This is a genomic window from Actinobaculum sp. oral taxon 183 str. F0552, assembly GCF_000466165.1.
GTDB lineage: Bacteria > Actinomycetota > Actinomycetes > Actinomycetales > Actinomycetaceae > Peptidiphaga.
The window spans coordinates 30,135-44,523 of sequence record NZ_KE951416.1; the positions used below are offsets into that span (position 1 = coordinate 30,135).

The following is a 14,389-nucleotide window of genomic DNA, read 5'->3' on the forward strand; positions in this document are numbered from 1 at the left end:
CGACGGGGGATGGTCAGCAGAAGTCCGGCGGGAACCATGGAAACGGTTCAACGGTAGACTTCCTCCATGCACGTGCTTGTGGACGCCACCGCGATACCCGCCAACCTCGCCGGGGTCGGACGCTACGTCGACGATCTCCTGCCCGCCCTCGCGGACGAGGGAGTGAGACTGAGCGTCGTCGCCCGCGCCAACCACGCCGCGCACTTCGCCGCGACCGTCCCCGGGGCCCGCGTCCTGGACGTCGGCACGTCCATCGACCGTCGCGCTGCCCGCATGGCCTGGGAGCAGATCCGACTGCCCGCGATCGCCAGGGCCAGCGGCTGCGACGTCCAGCTCTCCCCTCATTACACGATGCCCGTCAGCCACCCGCTGCCCACGGCCGTCACCCTCCACGACGCCACGTTCTTCACCATGCCGGAGGTCCACGAGCCCGCCAAGAGGCATTTCTTCCGCGCCGCCACGCGTTACGCCGTCCGCCACGCGGAGGCGCTCGTCGTCCCCTCCGTCGCCACCCGGAACGAGGTCCTCGCCCACGCGGGAGGGGAGGCGGACCGCTTCGTCGTCGCCTACCACGGCGTGGACACCCGGCGCTTCCACCGGGTCGGCCAGTCCGAAGCCCGGCGGGTCGCCGAGAGCCTGGACGTGCCCGCAGGCGGGTACATCGCCTTCCTCGGCACGCTCGAACCGCGCAAGAACGTGCCCGCGCTCGTACGCGGGTGGATTCAGGCCTTCGGCGACAGCCCCGACGCCCCGCCGCTCGTACTGGCCGGAATGAAGGGATGGGACGAGACGATCGAGGCGATCGTCGCCTCCGCTCCGGGCCACATGCGCGTCGTGGCCCCCGGATACCTGCCGTTGGAGGACCTCCCGGGATTCCTCTCGGGGGCGATGGTCCTGGCCTATCCGAGCTTGGGAGAGGGGTTCGGCCTGCCCGTGCTGGAAGCCATGGCCTGCGGCGCCTGCGCGCTGACCACTCCGGTCCTCTCGCTGCCGGAGGTGGGCGGGGACGCAGTCGCCTACTGCGGCACCTCGCCCGGGCAGATCGCGCAGGCTCTGCGGAACCTCGCAGCGGACCCGGAACGACGCGGCGAGCTCGGAGCCGCCGCCGCCGAACGAGCCTCGCGTTTCACATGGCGGCGTTCGGCCGCCGCGCACGTCCAAGCCTTCGAGGACGCCCTGCGACGCCGAAGGGGATGAGCGGAGGGGACGGGCGGCCTCGTGCGTCGATGGCCGGCTGCCTGCCGGCGGTTTGCTGCGTTCGTCCAGCGGCCTGCCGCGGTCAGTCGGGCATTCGGTCAGTCTGGCGTCTGGCCGTCGATCCAGGCCGCCAGGCGGGGCAGGCCAACCTCGGGCGGGACCTCGGCGGTGAAGCCGAGCTGCCGGAGGGCGGGCTCGGGGTCCGCCCATGCGTGCCGGACGTCGCCGTGACGCCACCGTCCCGTCACCACGGGCTCGGGGGCGCCGTAGACGTCGGCGATGATCCGGGCGGCCTCGGCGATGGTCGTGTACCGTCCCGATCCGATGTCGACGGGGGTCGGCGGCACGTTCGCTGCGCCGACGACGGCGAGGATCGCCTCGGCGACGTCGTCGATGATGACGAAGTCCCTGCGGACCTGCCCGTCCTCGTAGAGGGGGATCGCCTGGCCGGCCCTCGCCAGGCGGCAGAAGAGCGACATGATCCCCGTGTAGGGGTTCGACGGCGTCTGCCCCGGCCCGTAGACGTTCTGCAGGCGCAGGATCGCGACGTCCGCCCCGAAGGCGTCGCCCCACAGGCGCAGCAGGTCCTCCTGAGCGGATTTGGTGACGCCGTAGACCGAGGCCGGGTGCCGCTCGAGCGTCGCGCCGTTCATCGCCACCGGCTCGGCGCCGGGGAAGTCCCACTGGCCGGCTTCGAACATCCGCGCCGGGCGCATCCCGGGGTAGAAGAGCTCGCCGGCGCCTTCGCCCGACGTGCGGCGCCACGCGCCCTCGCCGTAGACGGCGCGCGACGAGGCCAGGACGATGCGCCCGGGGATCGCGTCGTTGCGGTGCAGGGCGTCGAGCATGGTCGAGGTGCCCACCACGTTGACCGTCGTGTGGCGGGTCGACTCCGTCAGGGACTGGCCCGTGCCCGTCTCCGCCGCCAGATGGACGACGACGTCCGGCCCTCCCCCGGCGAGGAGGCGATCCCACGCCGCGGGGTCGGTCACGTCGGCCTCGAACAGTTCGACGCGGGGGTCGAAGCCGTCGGATGGCGTGTGGTCCGGGTGGATCTGGGGGTGCAGGTTGTCGAAGGCGACGACCCGGCCGAACGCGTCGGCCAGGCGAGAGGAGATCGCCGCACCGATGAAGCCCGCGCCGCCGGTGACGATCGCGAGACGCCTGGAGGGCAGTGAGCGCTTGTCGATTGGTGGAGCCACACGGGAATTCTATGACGCGGCCGGTGCGGTGCGCGAAATCCGCGGCGGCCCGCCCTCCAGCGCCTCCCTCTTTCCCCGCCGTCTCTTTCCGCCGGCACTTTCAGATCTTCCCCCGCCGGCCCTCCGGGCCTTCCGCCGCCGGTCTCTCAGCGCCTGCCGACCGCCCACAACGCCTCTCTGCGCCCGCCATCCTCCTGCCTACGCCGGTCTCTCCGGGCTTTTCCGCTACCTGCCGCCTACTCCCGATGCCCAGCGCTTCTCGTCGCACGCGCCTCAGCGTCTGCCGACGCCGCGATACGTCCACCCCGCCGCCTTCCACCTGGCCGGGTCGAGGGCGTTGCGGCCGTCGAAGACCACCCGTCGGCGGACGAGCCCGGCCAGCTGGGCCGGATCGAGCCGCCGGTACTCCTCCCACTCGGTCGCCAGCAGAACGGCGTCCGCGCCGACGACGGCGTCCTGAACGCCGGCGACGAACTCGCCCGCGTGCCCGCCGTGCGCCTCGAGCGCCGGCCCCGCGGCCGGGTCGGTGACCGCGACCGACGCCCCGCCCGCCTCGAGCTCTGCGGCGATCAGCAGCCCGGGGGAGGTGCGCACGTCGTCGGAGTCCGGTTTGAAGGCTGCGCCGAGGACCGCTATCCGCCTGCCGGCGAGCCCGCCGAGGAGGTCCCGCACGGTGCGGACCGCCCGCGTGCGCTGGGAGTCGTTGACGGCGTCGACGTCGGCCAGGAAGTCGAGCGCCTCGCCGACCCCGAGGTCAGCGGCCCGGTCGCGGAACGCCCGGATGTCCTTGGGCAGGCATCCGCCGCCGAAGCCGACGCCGGCGCGCAGGAAGCGCCGCCCGATCCTCTCATCCAGGCCGATCGCCTCGGCCAGGAGCGTCACGTCGGCGCCGGCCGCGTCGCAGACCTGGGACACGGCGTTGATGAAGCTGATCTTGGTGGCGAGGAAGGCGTTCGCCGCGACCTTGATGAGCTCGGCGGTGGCGAAGTCCATGATCAGGCGCGGGCATGAGGACAGCATCGGGGCGTAGCACTCGTCCAAGCGGGCGAGCGCTACGCCGGCCCGCCCGGCGTCCGCCGACAGTCCGTAGACGATGCGGTCCGGCTTCAGCGTGTCGCGGACGGCGAAGCCCTCCCGCAGGAATTCGGGATTCCAGGCCAGCACCCCGCCCGCCCTGACGACCCTCCCCTCCAGATCCGAGGCCGTGCCGACCGGGACCGTCGACTTGCCCGCCACGACGGCGCCCGGCCGGATGTGCGGCAGAAGGGAGCCGACGGCCGCGTAGACGTGGGTGAGGTCCGCGGCGTGGGAGTCCGGGCGCTGAGGGGTACCTACCGCGATGAAGTGGAGGCCGGCTTCGGCGACGTCCCGATAGTCGGCGGTGAAGTGCAGCCGTCCCGAGTCGAGGGTTTGCCGGAGGAGGCCGTCGAAGCCCGGCTCGACGAAGGGCGCCGTGCCGGAGGCCAGCGCCGCGACCCTCCCTTCGTCGCTGTCCACCGCCACGACGTCGTGCCCGACGGATGCCATCGTGGCGGCGTGGACCGCGCCGAGGTACCCCACGCCGATAACGCTCAGCTTCATAGGGTGTACTGTAGCGTCTTCCCCGCGGGGCGGATCCGACGTCCGGGACCGTCTCCCCTCCGCGGCTCCCGCGGGGCGCCGTCCCGGGGCCGGAAGCCGGCCGGAAGCCGGGCCGCCGGCGGGCGGCCTGCGTGTAGGATGAGGCGGGCCGCATTCCGGATCATTCGAGGTTGCCATGCTCGTGTTCGTCCAAATCCCCTGTCTGAACGAGGAAGAGACTCTGCCGCTCGTCCTCGAGTCGATCCCGCGGAGCGTCCCGGGGGCGGACCGGGTCGAGGTCCTCGTGATCGACGACGGCTCCACGGACCGCACCGCCGAGGTCGCCCGCGGCATGGGCGTCCGGCACATCGTCCGCCACAGCCGCACCCAGGGGCTCGCCCGGTCCTTCCGCGACGGCGTCGACTACGCCCTCGCCCACGGCGCCGACGTGGTCGTCAACACCGACGGAGACAACCAGTACCCCCAAGAGCGCATCCCGGACCTCGTGGCGCCCCTCCTCGCCGGGGAGGCCGACGTCGTCATCGCCGACCGGCAGACCTCCACGATCGAGCACTTCTCGTGGTTCAAGAAGCGCATGCAGGGATTCGGCTCGCGCATCGTCAACGCCGCGGCCGGCACCCGGCTGCCCGACGCGGCCTCCGGCTTCCGCGCCTACTCCAAGCGGGCGCTCCTCCGCCTGAACGTCGTGACCCAGTTCTCCTACTGCATGGAGACGATCATCCAGGCCGGCAACAAGCGCCTGCGCGTCGCCTCCGTGCCGGTCGAGACCAACCCGAAGACCCGAGAGTCGCGCCTGTTCTCCAACGTCTTCCAGCACATGGCCAAGTCGGGCATGGCGATCGTCCGCTCCTTCCTCATGTTCAAGCCCCATGTGCCGCTGGGCTGGCTCGCCGCGGTCACCGGGGTGCTCGGGCTCATCCCCTTCGTGCGCTTCCTCGTCTTCGAACTCCGGGGCGACGGAGGCGGCCACGTCCAGTCGCTCGTCTTCGGTTCGGCGATGATCGTCGCCAGCCTGCTCGCCGTCGCCCTGCTCGTCATCGCCGACCTCCAGCGCACGAACCGCGTGCTCGTCGAGGAGACGCTCGAACGTGTCAAGGCCCTCCAGTACGCGGCCCCGCGCGCCCCGGCGGACGCCGCCGGATCCGGGGCGCGCGAACCGGAGGCGCCGGCGGGAGGCCGCATGCCGTCCGCAGACCGGACGGGCCCTCAGACTCTCACGGGCCCTCAGGCGCTCGCGGAGGGGGAGGGCGAGCCGTGAGGGTCCTGGGCCTGGGAACCTACGACGTGCGCGTCCATCCGCGCCCGGGAGTGATCCTCTCGGGGCTGAGGAGACGGGGGCACGCCGTGCGAGAGCTGAACGAACCGCTCGGCGTCGGCACCGCCGACCGCGTCAGGGCGCTGAAGGACCCCCGGGCCGCGGCGCGATTCGCGGGCAGGCTCGCGGCCGCGTGGGGGCGCATCGCCGCGGGGAGCCGGGCCTATCGCGGCGAGCGCTCGCCGGACGCGATCCTCGTCGGCTACCTCGGGCACTTCGACGTGCTCCTGGCCCGCGCGCTCTACCCCCGTGCGCGCATCCTCCTCGACCATCTCGTCTTCGCCTCCGACACCGCCGCCGACCGCGGCCTCGCGGGCGGCGGGACGACGGGGCGCGTCAAGGGCCTCCTCCTGCGCGGGCTCGACGCGTCGGCCCTGGCCGCGGCCGACGTCGTCATCGTCGACACCCCCGAGCATCTTGCGATGATCCCCGACCGGCACCGGGGCAAGGGAATCGTGGTCCCCGTGGGGGCGCCGCCGGCCTGGCCAGCCGCCGCGGCACGGCGGCGCGCCGCAGACGCGCAGGAGGCGTCCGGACGGTCGGTCGGACGGGCGGCGTTCGAATGGTCGGACGCGCAGGCGGACGGGCGCGGCCCGACCCGCACCGACGGCCCCCGCGAGGCCAGATCGGCCGGTCGGGCCCGCTCGGACGGCCGCATCAGCGTGGTGTTCTTCGGACTCTTCACCCCGCTGCAGGGCGCTCCGGTCATCGCACGCGCCCTGGCCGAATGCGAGCGCAGGGGAGTGGGCCTCGACGTCACGCTCGTCGGCGACGGGCAGGACGCGGGCGACGTCCGCCGGCTCCTGCCGCGCGGCGGCGGCGTGTCCGTGACGTGGCTCGACTGGGTGGACTGCGCGGACCTGCCCGGGCTCGTGGCCCGCCACGACGTCTGCCTGGGGATCTTCGGCACGTCGGACAAGGCGCGCCGGGTCGTTCCCAACAAGGCGTACCAGGGGATCGCGGCCGGCTGCGCGCTCGTCACCTCGGACACCCCGCCTCAGCGCGCCGTCCTCGGCGACGCCGCGGTCTTCGTCCCCCCGGGCGACCCGTCGGCCCTGGCCTGCGCGCTCGCCTCGCTCGCCGACCCGGCTTCCCTCGCTCAGGCGCGGGCCCGCTCGTCCGCCGCCGCCGAACGGTTCCGCCCCGAGACCGTCGTGGCGGGCCTGGCCGAGGTTCTCGCGTGAGGTCCCCCTGGGTCCGCGGGGCGTTCCTCGCCCTCGCCCTCGCCGCCGCCGTGTGGGCAGTGGCGGCCAACCGGAGCGAGGCGGCGCGGGCGGTGCGCGTCCTGCCCGCCTGGGTCCTGGCCGTCTCGCTGGCCGCCAGCTTCGCCTACGTCGCGGCGACGATGCTCTCCTGGCGGGCGATCATCACCGCCGCCGGCCCGCTCCCCCCGCGCGCGGCCCGCAGGATCTTCTACTCCTCCCAGATCGCCAAATACCTGCCGGGGGGAGTGTGGAACGTCCTCGCCGCCGCCGAGATGGGCCGCGACTACGCCGTCTCCAGACGCCGGTCGGTCGCCTCCCTCCTCGTCTCGGCGGGCGTCTCCGCAGTCACGGGCCTCCTCCTCGCGGCGGGAGCCCTGCTCTTCGGCCCCGGCGGCCTGTGGCGGAGCTACTGGTGGGTGGCGCCCGCCGTTCCCGCGGGGATCCTCGCCCTCACGCCGCCCGTCCTCAACCGCATCGTCGGCGCCGTCCTCAAGCTCGCCCGCCGCGACGGGCTCGAAGCGCCCCTGACCTGGACGGCGACCCTCCGGGCGAGCGGATGGGCGCTCGCGGCCTGGATCCTGGCGGGCGGCCAGGTGTGGCTCCTCCTCGTCTCGCTGGGCGCCGCGGCGAACGCGGCGACCTTCCTCCTGGCCGTCGCAGGCTACGCGCTCGGATGGACGGCCGGCTTCCTCGCGGTCGTCGCTCCCGCGGGAGCGGGCGTTCGGGAGGTCGCCCTGGGCGCCGTGCTGGCGGGCGCGGTCGGCCCGGGCGCGCTCGTCGTCGTCGTGCTCGCGGTCCGGTTGACGACGACGATCGCCGACGTCGTCCTCGGCGTGGGAGCCTCGCTGGCGATGAGGAAGCGGCCCGGACCCCCGAGGTCCTGACGGAGGAGCGCAAGGCCCCGATGGCCGGGCAGTACACGGCCCGGATCCCCGAGGGCGTGACCCGGTGCGCGTGACCCGATTGTCGGGAAGGCGGAACGATCCGCCGCCGGTTTGGGTACAATGGCGACTCGGCGGTCCGACCCGGTTGACCGTGATCCGGACCCGTACGAGAATCCACACGAGATTGGCAGGAAGATGCGCTGGTTGATTGCAGGTGCGAGGGGCATGCTCGGTCAGGACCTCGTGACTCGCGTTCTCAGGGACGGACACGATCTCGTGGCCGTCGACCGGGACGCGATCGACATCACGGATCCGGCCAGCGTCGCCCAGATCGTCAGGGACGTTGACGTGGTCGTCAACACCGCCGCATTCACGGCCGTGGACGCCGCCGAGACGAAGGAGGACGTCGCCTTCACGGTCAACGCCACCGGCCCGGAGATCCTGGCCCGGCGCTGCGCGGCGATCGGCGCGCGTTTCGTCCACGTCTCCACCGACTACGTGTTCGGCGGGGAGGCGACGAGCCCCTACGCGGAGAACGGGCTGCTCGATCCGAAGGGCGCGTACGGCCGCACCAAGGCCGCCGGCGAATGGGCCGTCCGCTGCAACACCGACGACTATCTCATCGTCCGCACCGCCTGGCTGTACGGCGCCCACGGGAAGTGCTTCCCCAGGACCATGCGCGACCTGTCCGAAGAGCGCGAGACGCTGCGCGGTGTGACCGACGAAGTCGGCCAGCCGACGTGGGCCGTCGACGTGGCCGATCTCATCGTGCGGCTCATCGACGAGAAGGCGCCGACGGGGGTCTACCACGGCACGTCCTCGGGGCAGACCAGTTGGCACGCGTTCGCCCGCGAGATCATGGCCTCGATCGGCAAGGACCCGGGCATCGTCGAGGAGACCACGGCGGCTTCCTTCAACCAGCCCGCTCCGCGCCCTCACTACTCCGTGCTCGGCCACGACGCCTTGGAACGGATCGGCGTCACGCCCATCGGCAATTGGAAGGAACGCTGGGCCGTGGCCTGCGAGACCGTCCTGGGGCGCCGGCAGGCCCCCGCCGCCGAGTAGGGCGGAGAGCCCCCGGCGGCGGAGGCGCCGCCCCTGTCACAGCGTCGCGAGGTATGCCTGCACGGCCTCCCAGGTGGGCAGAAGCCCGGCTTCGCGCGCCTCGGCCAGGTTCGGGGCGGCGGTGTCCTTCTCCGACAGCAGGAGCTCCAGCGGGGAGCCGTCGCGGCCCGTCTTCGGGAACTCCAGGGCGATCTCGGGGCAGACGGGGGAGACGCCGTGTTCGCGGCCCGGCGCGTACTCGGCCGAGCACATGTACATGACGGTCGAATCGTCCTCTAAGGCGATGAAGGCGTGGCCGAGCCCCTCGGAGAGGTAGATGGCCCGCCGGTCGACGTCGTCCAGGAGAACCGAATCCCACTGGCCGAAGGTCGGCGAGCCGACCCGGATGTCGATGGCGAAGTCGAGGACGGCGCCGCGCAGGCAGGCCACGTATTTGGCCTGCGAGGGCGGGACGTCGGCGAAGTGGATGCCGCGCACGGTTCCCGCCTTCGACACGGAGGTGTTCGCCTGGCGCAGGTCGAGCCTGTGGCCCACGGCCTCCTCGAAGGCGCTCGACTTGTAGGCTTCCAGGAACACCCCGCGGTCGTCGGGGAACTGCCGGGGTGTGACCTCCCAGGCGCCGGGAATCGTCAGCTCGCGGATCTCCATGTCGGTCCTTTCGTCTCCTTCGTTCTTGGAATCCGGGAGCCGAGCGCGGGACGTCTGTGCCCGGGCCGCTCGGCGCGCGGACGGGAACCATTCTAAGCGCCCGGGCCCGGAGCCTGCGGGTCTCGCGGGGGCTCCGGAGGGCGCCTGTTCCAGCGCTGCCGGAACTGCGGGTCTCGCGGGGGCGAGTGCGCGGCCGATGCCGGGGCGTGCGCCAGTCCGGCCGGGCTCACCGGAGACGACACGAATGCGGCCCTCGTGCGGCCATTGCCGAAAGCGCCGCCGCCGGCGAGCCGGTGCGGCCCGCCGGACGCGGGGGCGTGCCGCGCCGGGAGCGGATCGCCCACCTGCGGGGCTTCCGAACGCCGGGATGCGCGGCGATCGGTCTGGCGCGGAGGCGGTTGGACGGGGAGGATTCCGCTCTGGCGTCGCACAAGCCGCGGCTGTATAGTCAGGGAAACCTAACCGTCAATGGCGCCCCTGTTGCGCGAATGCCGCTTCAATCACGCGAACGCCGCGTCCGCCGCGCGGATGCACGCTAGGAAGGATCATCGTGTCGGTGTCGATCGGCGAGCTCATTGCGCCCGCGAGGAAATCCATGGCCGTCACGGCGGGGCTGACGGGAGTCGGCGCAGTCCTCTCGATAGTCCCGTACGTCGCGCTCACGGAGATCGCCGCGGCCTGGTCGCGCCACGCCCCCTCCTCCGTCGCGTGGGGGTGGCTCGCCGCCGGAGTCGCCGGGCTCTTCCTGGGGCACGCCCTCTACAGCGCGGGTCTGGGGCTGACGCACGTCGCCGAGGCGAGGCTGCGGCACCGGCTCCGACGCGACATCGTCGCGACCCTCGCCCGCATCCCCCTGGGAACCGTCGATCAGACGTCCTCGGGGGCGATCCGGAAGATCGTGTGCGACGACACGACGTCCATCCACACCCTCGTGGCCCACCTGACGGGGGATGCAACCAACTCGGCCGTCACCATCGCCGCGGGCGTGGCATACCTCCTGTGGGTCGACTGGAGGCTGACCCTCGTCATCGTCGCGCTGTGGGTGCTGCTCGTCGGCGTCGTCGCCGGCGTGGCCGTGTCCGGCTTCGGGGACATCACCGAACGCTTCGGAGCCGCCCAGACCCGGCTGGCGGCGGCGACCGTCGAAATGGTCGAGGGCATCAAGGAGATCAAGAACTTCCAGGCCTCCGAGTCCGCACGCACCCGTTTCACCGAGGCCCGCGAAGGGTTCTCGGGGCTGTCCTACGAGTGGACGATGGCCTCGGGGCGGGCCTTCGCCATCGCCGGAGCCTTCCTCCAGCCGGCCGTCGTCTTCGCGACCGTCGCCCCGGTGGCCGCCCTCTTCGTCGCCCAGGACTGGATCGAGCCCGCCTACGCCCTGCCCTTCTTCTTCCTCAGCCTGGGGATCCCCGCGGGCCTCATGACCCTCATGCAGCTGGGACGCCATCTCTACGAGGCCCGGCAGGCCGCTCGGACGACGGCCGAGCTCCTGTCGATCCCGGCTATGCCGGAGGGCGAGGACGTCGAGGGCGACGGTCCGGCGCCCGGCGCCGTCGAGCTCAGCGGGGTCACCTTCGGATACGACCCGGAGGAACCCGTCGTCCGCGACGTGTCGCTGTCGATCCCGCCCGGCAGCGTCACGGCCCTCGTGGGGCCCTCCGGAGGGGGAAAGACCACCCTCGCGCGGCTCATCGCCCGCTTCTACGACGTCGACTCCGGCCGCGTCGAAGTCGGAGGGCTCGACGTGCGCGACGTCAGCTTCGCCTGGCTGCTCTCCCGCGTCGCCGTCGTCTTCCAGGATGTCACGCTCGCCCACGGCACCGTCGCGGAGAACATCGCCCTCGGGCATCCCGAGGCCGCTCGGGAGGAGATCGAGCGCGCGGCGACGGCCGCATGCATCCACGATCGGATCCTCCGCCTGCCCCGCGGCTACGACACGGTGATCGGCGAGGAGGGCGGCTTCCTCTCCGGCGGCGAGAGGCAGAGGCTGACGATCGCCCGCGCCTACCTTCAGGACGCGCCGATCCTCATCCTCGACGAGGCCACCGCCCAGGCCGACCCGCAGTCCGAGCGCGAGATACACCGAGCCCTGACGCGTCTGGCGGACGGCCGCACCGTCGTCATCATCGCCCACCGGCTGGCCACCATCGTGGGAGCCGACCAGATCGCGGTCGTCGACCGGGGGCGGATCGCCGAGCGGGGACGCCACGAGGAGCTCCTGGCGGCCGGCGGCCTGTACGCCAGGCTCTGGCGCTCCCAGCAGTCGAAGGGCCGGGCCGGCGCCGGGCGGGACCCCCAGACCGGCGCCGGGCGGGAACCCGGCGCGGACGGGTCTCGGAAGCCGGGCGGTCGCCGTGGAACCGAGCGCGCAGGCCACTGTGGCGAGCGTGAAGGCCATGGCGGGGCCGAGCGGGCGAACCACCGCGGAACGGAGGAGAACTGACATGTGGACGCTCATGGGAAAGCTCGTCGGAATCCGCGAGCTGCGACGCCTGACCGTCGTCTTCGGCCTGTCCTCGGCGGTCCAGGGGGTCGCGCTCGCGCTCATGATCCCCTTCCTCCGCTCCTTCCTGGGGGACCGGCGCGATCTGGCGCTCTGGCTGACCGCCGTCGTCGTCCTGGGAGTCGCCTCCCTGGTCCTGGGATCCTACGCGACGATGGCCTCCTACCGGATCAGCGTGTACGACGTCTGCGACGCCCTCATCAGGAGAATCGGCGACCACGTCCTGACCCTGCCCCTGGGATGGTTCGACGCCAGGAGCGAGGCCGCCGTCGCCTCCGGCGTCTCCCGCGAGGTCAACACGATCTCCCACGTCGCCTCGATCGTCATGCCCACGCTGTGCGACGCCTTCATCATCCCGGGCGTCATGGCGGCCGCCGTCGTCTTCGTCGACTGGCGGCTGGCGCTCATCATGCTGTTGGCGGTCGGGCCGATGGCGTGGGCGTGGGCCCTCATGCGCCGGCGGACCCGCGCCGCCGACGCCGTCGAGACGCAGGCCGCCGCCCGCACGGCCGGACGCCTCATCGAATACGCACGGCTTCAGAGCGTCCTGCGGTCCACCGGAGCGGCCTCCACCGGTTGGCCTCCTCTGGAGGAAGCCTTGGACGACGAGAGCCGCGCCACCCTTCAGACGCTACGGGTCAAGGGCCGACCGGCCGGATACTTCACACTGTCCATCCAGATCGCGTTCGCCCTCGTCATGGCCGCCGGCCTGTCGGCGGTCATGAACGCCTCCCTCGACGAAGCGGCATACCTGGCGATCATGGCCGTCACGGCCCGGATGGTCCCCCCGCTGTCCCAGTCCGTCCTCTACGCGGCCGAGATGCACAACTCCGAGATCGCCCTGCGGGCGATCGACGCCATCGTCTCGGCCGAGCCGCTGCCCGAACCCGAGCCGGGCCGGGCTGCCGCGCCCGTCGGCACGCAGATCGAGTTCGCCGGCGTCACCTTCGGCTACGACCCCGCCGCGCCCGTCGTGGCCGGCATCGACCTGAAGGCGGAGGAGGGGACGGTCACGGCGCTCGTCGGCCCGTCCGGCGCCGGCAAGTCGACGCTTCTGCGGCTCGCGGCGCGCTTCTGGGACGTCGACCGGGGCGGCGTCACGATCGGCGGCGCCGACGTCCGCCGCATCCCGACCAGGACGCTGATGGACATGACGTCCATGGTCTTCCAGGACGTCTTCCTGTTCGACACGACGATCCGCGAGAACGTGCGGATGGCCCGCCCCGAGGCCACCGACGCGGAGCTCGAGGAGGCCGCGCGCAACGCCCGGCTCGACACCGTCGTCGCCTCCCTCCCCGGAGGCTGGGACACGGTGGTCGGCCAAGGAGGCCTCAAGCTCTCCGGAGGGGAGCGCCAGCGGGTCTCGATCGCCCGCGCCTTCCTCAAGGACGCCCCGATCCTCCTGCTCGACGAGATCACCTCCGCCCTCGACGGCGAAAGCGAGGCGGCCATCACCGAGGTCATGGGCGAGCTGGCGCGCGGGAGGACCGTCGTCGTCGTGGCCCACAGGCTCTCGACCGTCCGCGACGCCGACCGGGTGATCTTCCTCCAGCCGGGGCCCGACGGCGGGCCGGCCCGCATCGCCCAGTGCGGGGACCCGCGGGATCTGGCCGCGACGGACGGCCCGTTCAAGGACTTCGTCGACGCCAGCTCCAGCCTGTGGCGCCTGACGGGCAGGCCTCGATGACCGTCCGTCCGGAAGGCTGGGACGGTCGTTCCTGAACCTCGCCGCGCTCTCCGTGTGCGGGGGCCGCGGCCCCCGCGGCGGTCACTCCTTGTCCAGCAGGCCCAGCAGGTAGGCTCCGTAGCCGGACTTGACGAGGGGCTCGGCGCGCTCGCGCAGCTCGTCGTCGGTCAGGAATCCCATGCGCCAGGCGACTTCCTCCGGGGCGCCGATCTTCAGGCCCTGGCGCGCCTCGACGGTGCGCACGAAGCCGGTGGCGTCCGCGAGGGAGTCGAAGGTGCCGGTGTCGAGCCAGGCGGTGCCGCGGGGCAGAACCTCGACCTTGAGCTTGCCCGCCTCGAGGTAGACGCGGTTGACGTCGGTGATCTCGTACTCTCCGCGGGCGGAGGGCTTGAGCTCCCTGGCGATGCGGACGACGTCGTTGTCGTAGAAGTACAGGCCCGGAACCGCGAAGTTCGACTTCGGCTCGGCCGGCTTCTCCTCGATGGAGACGGCCGTGAAGTCCTCGTCGAACTCGACGACGCCGTACGAACGCGGATCCGAGACGTGGTAGGCGAAGACGGCGCCGCCGTCGGGGTCGACGTGGCGGCGCAGCCGCGTCCCCATGCCCGGGCCGTAGAAGATGTTGTCGCCCAGCACCAGGCCGGCCGGGGCGTCGCCGATGAAGTCGGCGCCGACCACGAAGGCCTGCGCCAGGCCGTTCGGCTTGTGCTGGACGGCGAACTCGAGGTCGAGGCCGTAGCGCGACCCGTCCCCCAGCAGGCGGTGGAAGGCCGGGGCGTCCTCGGGGGTCGTGATGACAAGGATGTCCTGGATGCCCGCGAGCATGAGGGTGGACATCGGATAGTAGATCATCGGCTTGTCGTAGACGGGCACCATCTGCTTGGACGTGCCGAGGGTGATGGGGTTGAGTCGTGTGCCGGACCCGCCGGCCAGAATGATTCCACGCATGGATGTAGTTTCTCACTTCCTAGAGGTTTTCTGCGATTCGGATCCCCTCGGCGTCCACCGCCCCCTCGGCGACGACGAGCCGTTCGGCCCCCATCGTCGCGACCGCCGCCGCCAGCGCGGCGCCGGGCGACGGCGAGACCAGGAGCGGCGGCCA

General features: G+C 72.3%; 11 protein-coding genes. 7 read left to right on the forward strand and 4 right to left on the reverse strand.

The genetic code is table 11. The annotated features are described in order from the left end of the window. Positions 1 to 66: 66 nt before the first annotated feature. Entirely contained in the window at positions 67 to 1,197 is a 1,131-nt protein-coding gene (locus tag HMPREF0043_RS03355; RefSeq protein WP_021601457.1) for a glycosyltransferase family 4 protein, read from the forward strand. Positions 1,198 to 1,295: 98 nt separating this feature from the next. On the opposite strand, the gene HMPREF0043_RS03360 is transcribed toward HMPREF0043_RS03355, so the two are convergent. Beyond that, a complete protein-coding gene (locus HMPREF0043_RS03360; protein ID WP_021601458.1) occupies positions 1,296 to 2,399 on the reverse strand; it encodes an NAD-dependent epimerase/dehydratase family protein in 1,104 nt (367 codons plus the stop codon). 273 nt (positions 2,400 to 2,672) lie between these two features. Then, on the reverse strand, positions 2,673 to 3,980 hold the full coding sequence (locus tag HMPREF0043_RS03365; RefSeq protein ID WP_021601459.1) for a UDP-glucose dehydrogenase family protein: 1,308 nt from the start codon (positions 3,978 to 3,980) through the stop codon (positions 2,673 to 2,675). A 175-nt stretch (positions 3,981 to 4,155) separates the two neighbouring features. Between HMPREF0043_RS03365 and HMPREF0043_RS03370 the strand changes: the two genes are divergently transcribed. From HMPREF0043_RS03370 to rfbD, 4 genes are all read left to right on the forward strand, one after another. Next, positions 4,156 to 5,238: a glycosyltransferase family 2 protein gene (locus tag HMPREF0043_RS03370; protein WP_021601460.1), complete on the forward strand. Its 1,083-nt coding sequence runs from the start codon at positions 4,156 to 4,158 to the stop codon at positions 5,236 to 5,238. Further along, a complete protein-coding gene (locus HMPREF0043_RS11425) occupies positions 5,235 to 6,479 on the forward strand; it encodes a glycosyltransferase (RefSeq protein WP_021601461.1) in 1,245 nt (414 codons plus the stop codon). The genes HMPREF0043_RS03370 and HMPREF0043_RS11425 overlap by 4 nt, the downstream gene beginning before the upstream one ends. Further along, the gene (locus HMPREF0043_RS03380) at positions 6,476 to 7,384 is read left to right on the forward strand and encodes a lysylphosphatidylglycerol synthase domain-containing protein (RefSeq protein WP_021601462.1); all 909 of its coding nucleotides are present in this window, start codon (positions 6,476 to 6,478) and stop codon (positions 7,382 to 7,384) included. The genes HMPREF0043_RS11425 and HMPREF0043_RS03380 overlap by 4 nt, the downstream gene beginning before the upstream one ends. A gap of 195 nt (positions 7,385 to 7,579) precedes the next feature. Continuing rightward, positions 7,580 to 8,449, forward strand: a complete 870-nt coding sequence (gene rfbD, locus HMPREF0043_RS03385; RefSeq protein WP_040317754.1) for a dTDP-4-dehydrorhamnose reductase — start codon at positions 7,580 to 7,582, stop codon at positions 8,447 to 8,449. A gap of 36 nt (positions 8,450 to 8,485) precedes the next feature. On the opposite strand, the gene HMPREF0043_RS03390 is transcribed toward rfbD, so the two are convergent. Further along, on the reverse strand, positions 8,486 to 9,097 hold the full coding sequence (locus HMPREF0043_RS03390) for a dTDP-4-dehydrorhamnose 3,5-epimerase family protein (protein WP_021601464.1): 612 nt from the start codon (positions 9,095 to 9,097) through the stop codon (positions 8,486 to 8,488). 595 nt (positions 9,098 to 9,692) lie between these two features. Between HMPREF0043_RS03390 and HMPREF0043_RS03395 the strand changes: the two genes are divergently transcribed. Both HMPREF0043_RS03395 and HMPREF0043_RS03400 read left to right on the forward strand, forming a co-directional pair. After that, on the forward strand, positions 9,693 to 11,540 hold the full coding sequence (locus tag HMPREF0043_RS03395) for an ABC transporter ATP-binding protein (protein WP_021601466.1): 1,848 nt from the start codon (positions 9,693 to 9,695) through the stop codon (positions 11,538 to 11,540). 1 nt (position 11,541) lies between these two features. Continuing rightward, complete coding sequence (locus HMPREF0043_RS03400; RefSeq protein WP_040317755.1) at positions 11,542 to 13,287, forward strand: ABC transporter ATP-binding protein; 1,746 nt, start codon at positions 11,542 to 11,544, stop codon at positions 13,285 to 13,287. An 81-nt stretch (positions 13,288 to 13,368) separates the two neighbouring features. Here HMPREF0043_RS03400 and rfbA read toward each other — a convergent pair whose 3' ends face one another. Next, positions 13,369 to 14,235 (reverse strand): glucose-1-phosphate thymidylyltransferase RfbA, encoded by an 867-nt coding sequence (rfbA, locus tag HMPREF0043_RS03405; protein ID WP_021601468.1) that lies wholly within the window; start codon positions 14,233 to 14,235, stop codon positions 13,369 to 13,371. Between the last annotated feature and the right edge of the window lie 154 nt (positions 14,236 to 14,389).

Coding starts and splice junctions, on each gene's coding strand:
- HMPREF0043_RS03355 (WP_021601457.1), top strand. CDS start 67: ATGCACGTGCTTGTGGACGCCACCGCGATACCCGCCAACCTCGCCGGG.
- HMPREF0043_RS03365 (WP_021601459.1), bottom strand. CDS start 3,980: ATGAAGCTGAGCGTTATCGGCGTGGGGTACCTCGGCGCGGTCCACGCC.
- HMPREF0043_RS03370 (WP_021601460.1), top strand. CDS start 4,156: ATGCTCGTGTTCGTCCAAATCCCCTGTCTGAACGAGGAAGAGACTCTG.
- rfbD (WP_040317754.1), top strand. CDS start 7,580: ATGCGCTGGTTGATTGCAGGTGCGAGGGGCATGCTCGGTCAGGACCTC.
- HMPREF0043_RS03390 (WP_021601464.1), bottom strand. CDS start 9,097: ATGGAGATCCGCGAGCTGACGATTCCCGGCGCCTGGGAGGTCACACCC.
- HMPREF0043_RS03395 (WP_021601466.1), top strand. CDS start 9,693: ATGGCCGTCACGGCGGGGCTGACGGGAGTCGGCGCAGTCCTCTCGATA.
- HMPREF0043_RS03400 (WP_040317755.1), top strand. CDS start 11,542: ATGTGGACGCTCATGGGAAAGCTCGTCGGAATCCGCGAGCTGCGACGC.
- rfbA (WP_021601468.1), bottom strand. CDS start 14,235: ATGCGTGGAATCATTCTGGCCGGCGGGTCCGGCACACGACTCAACCCC.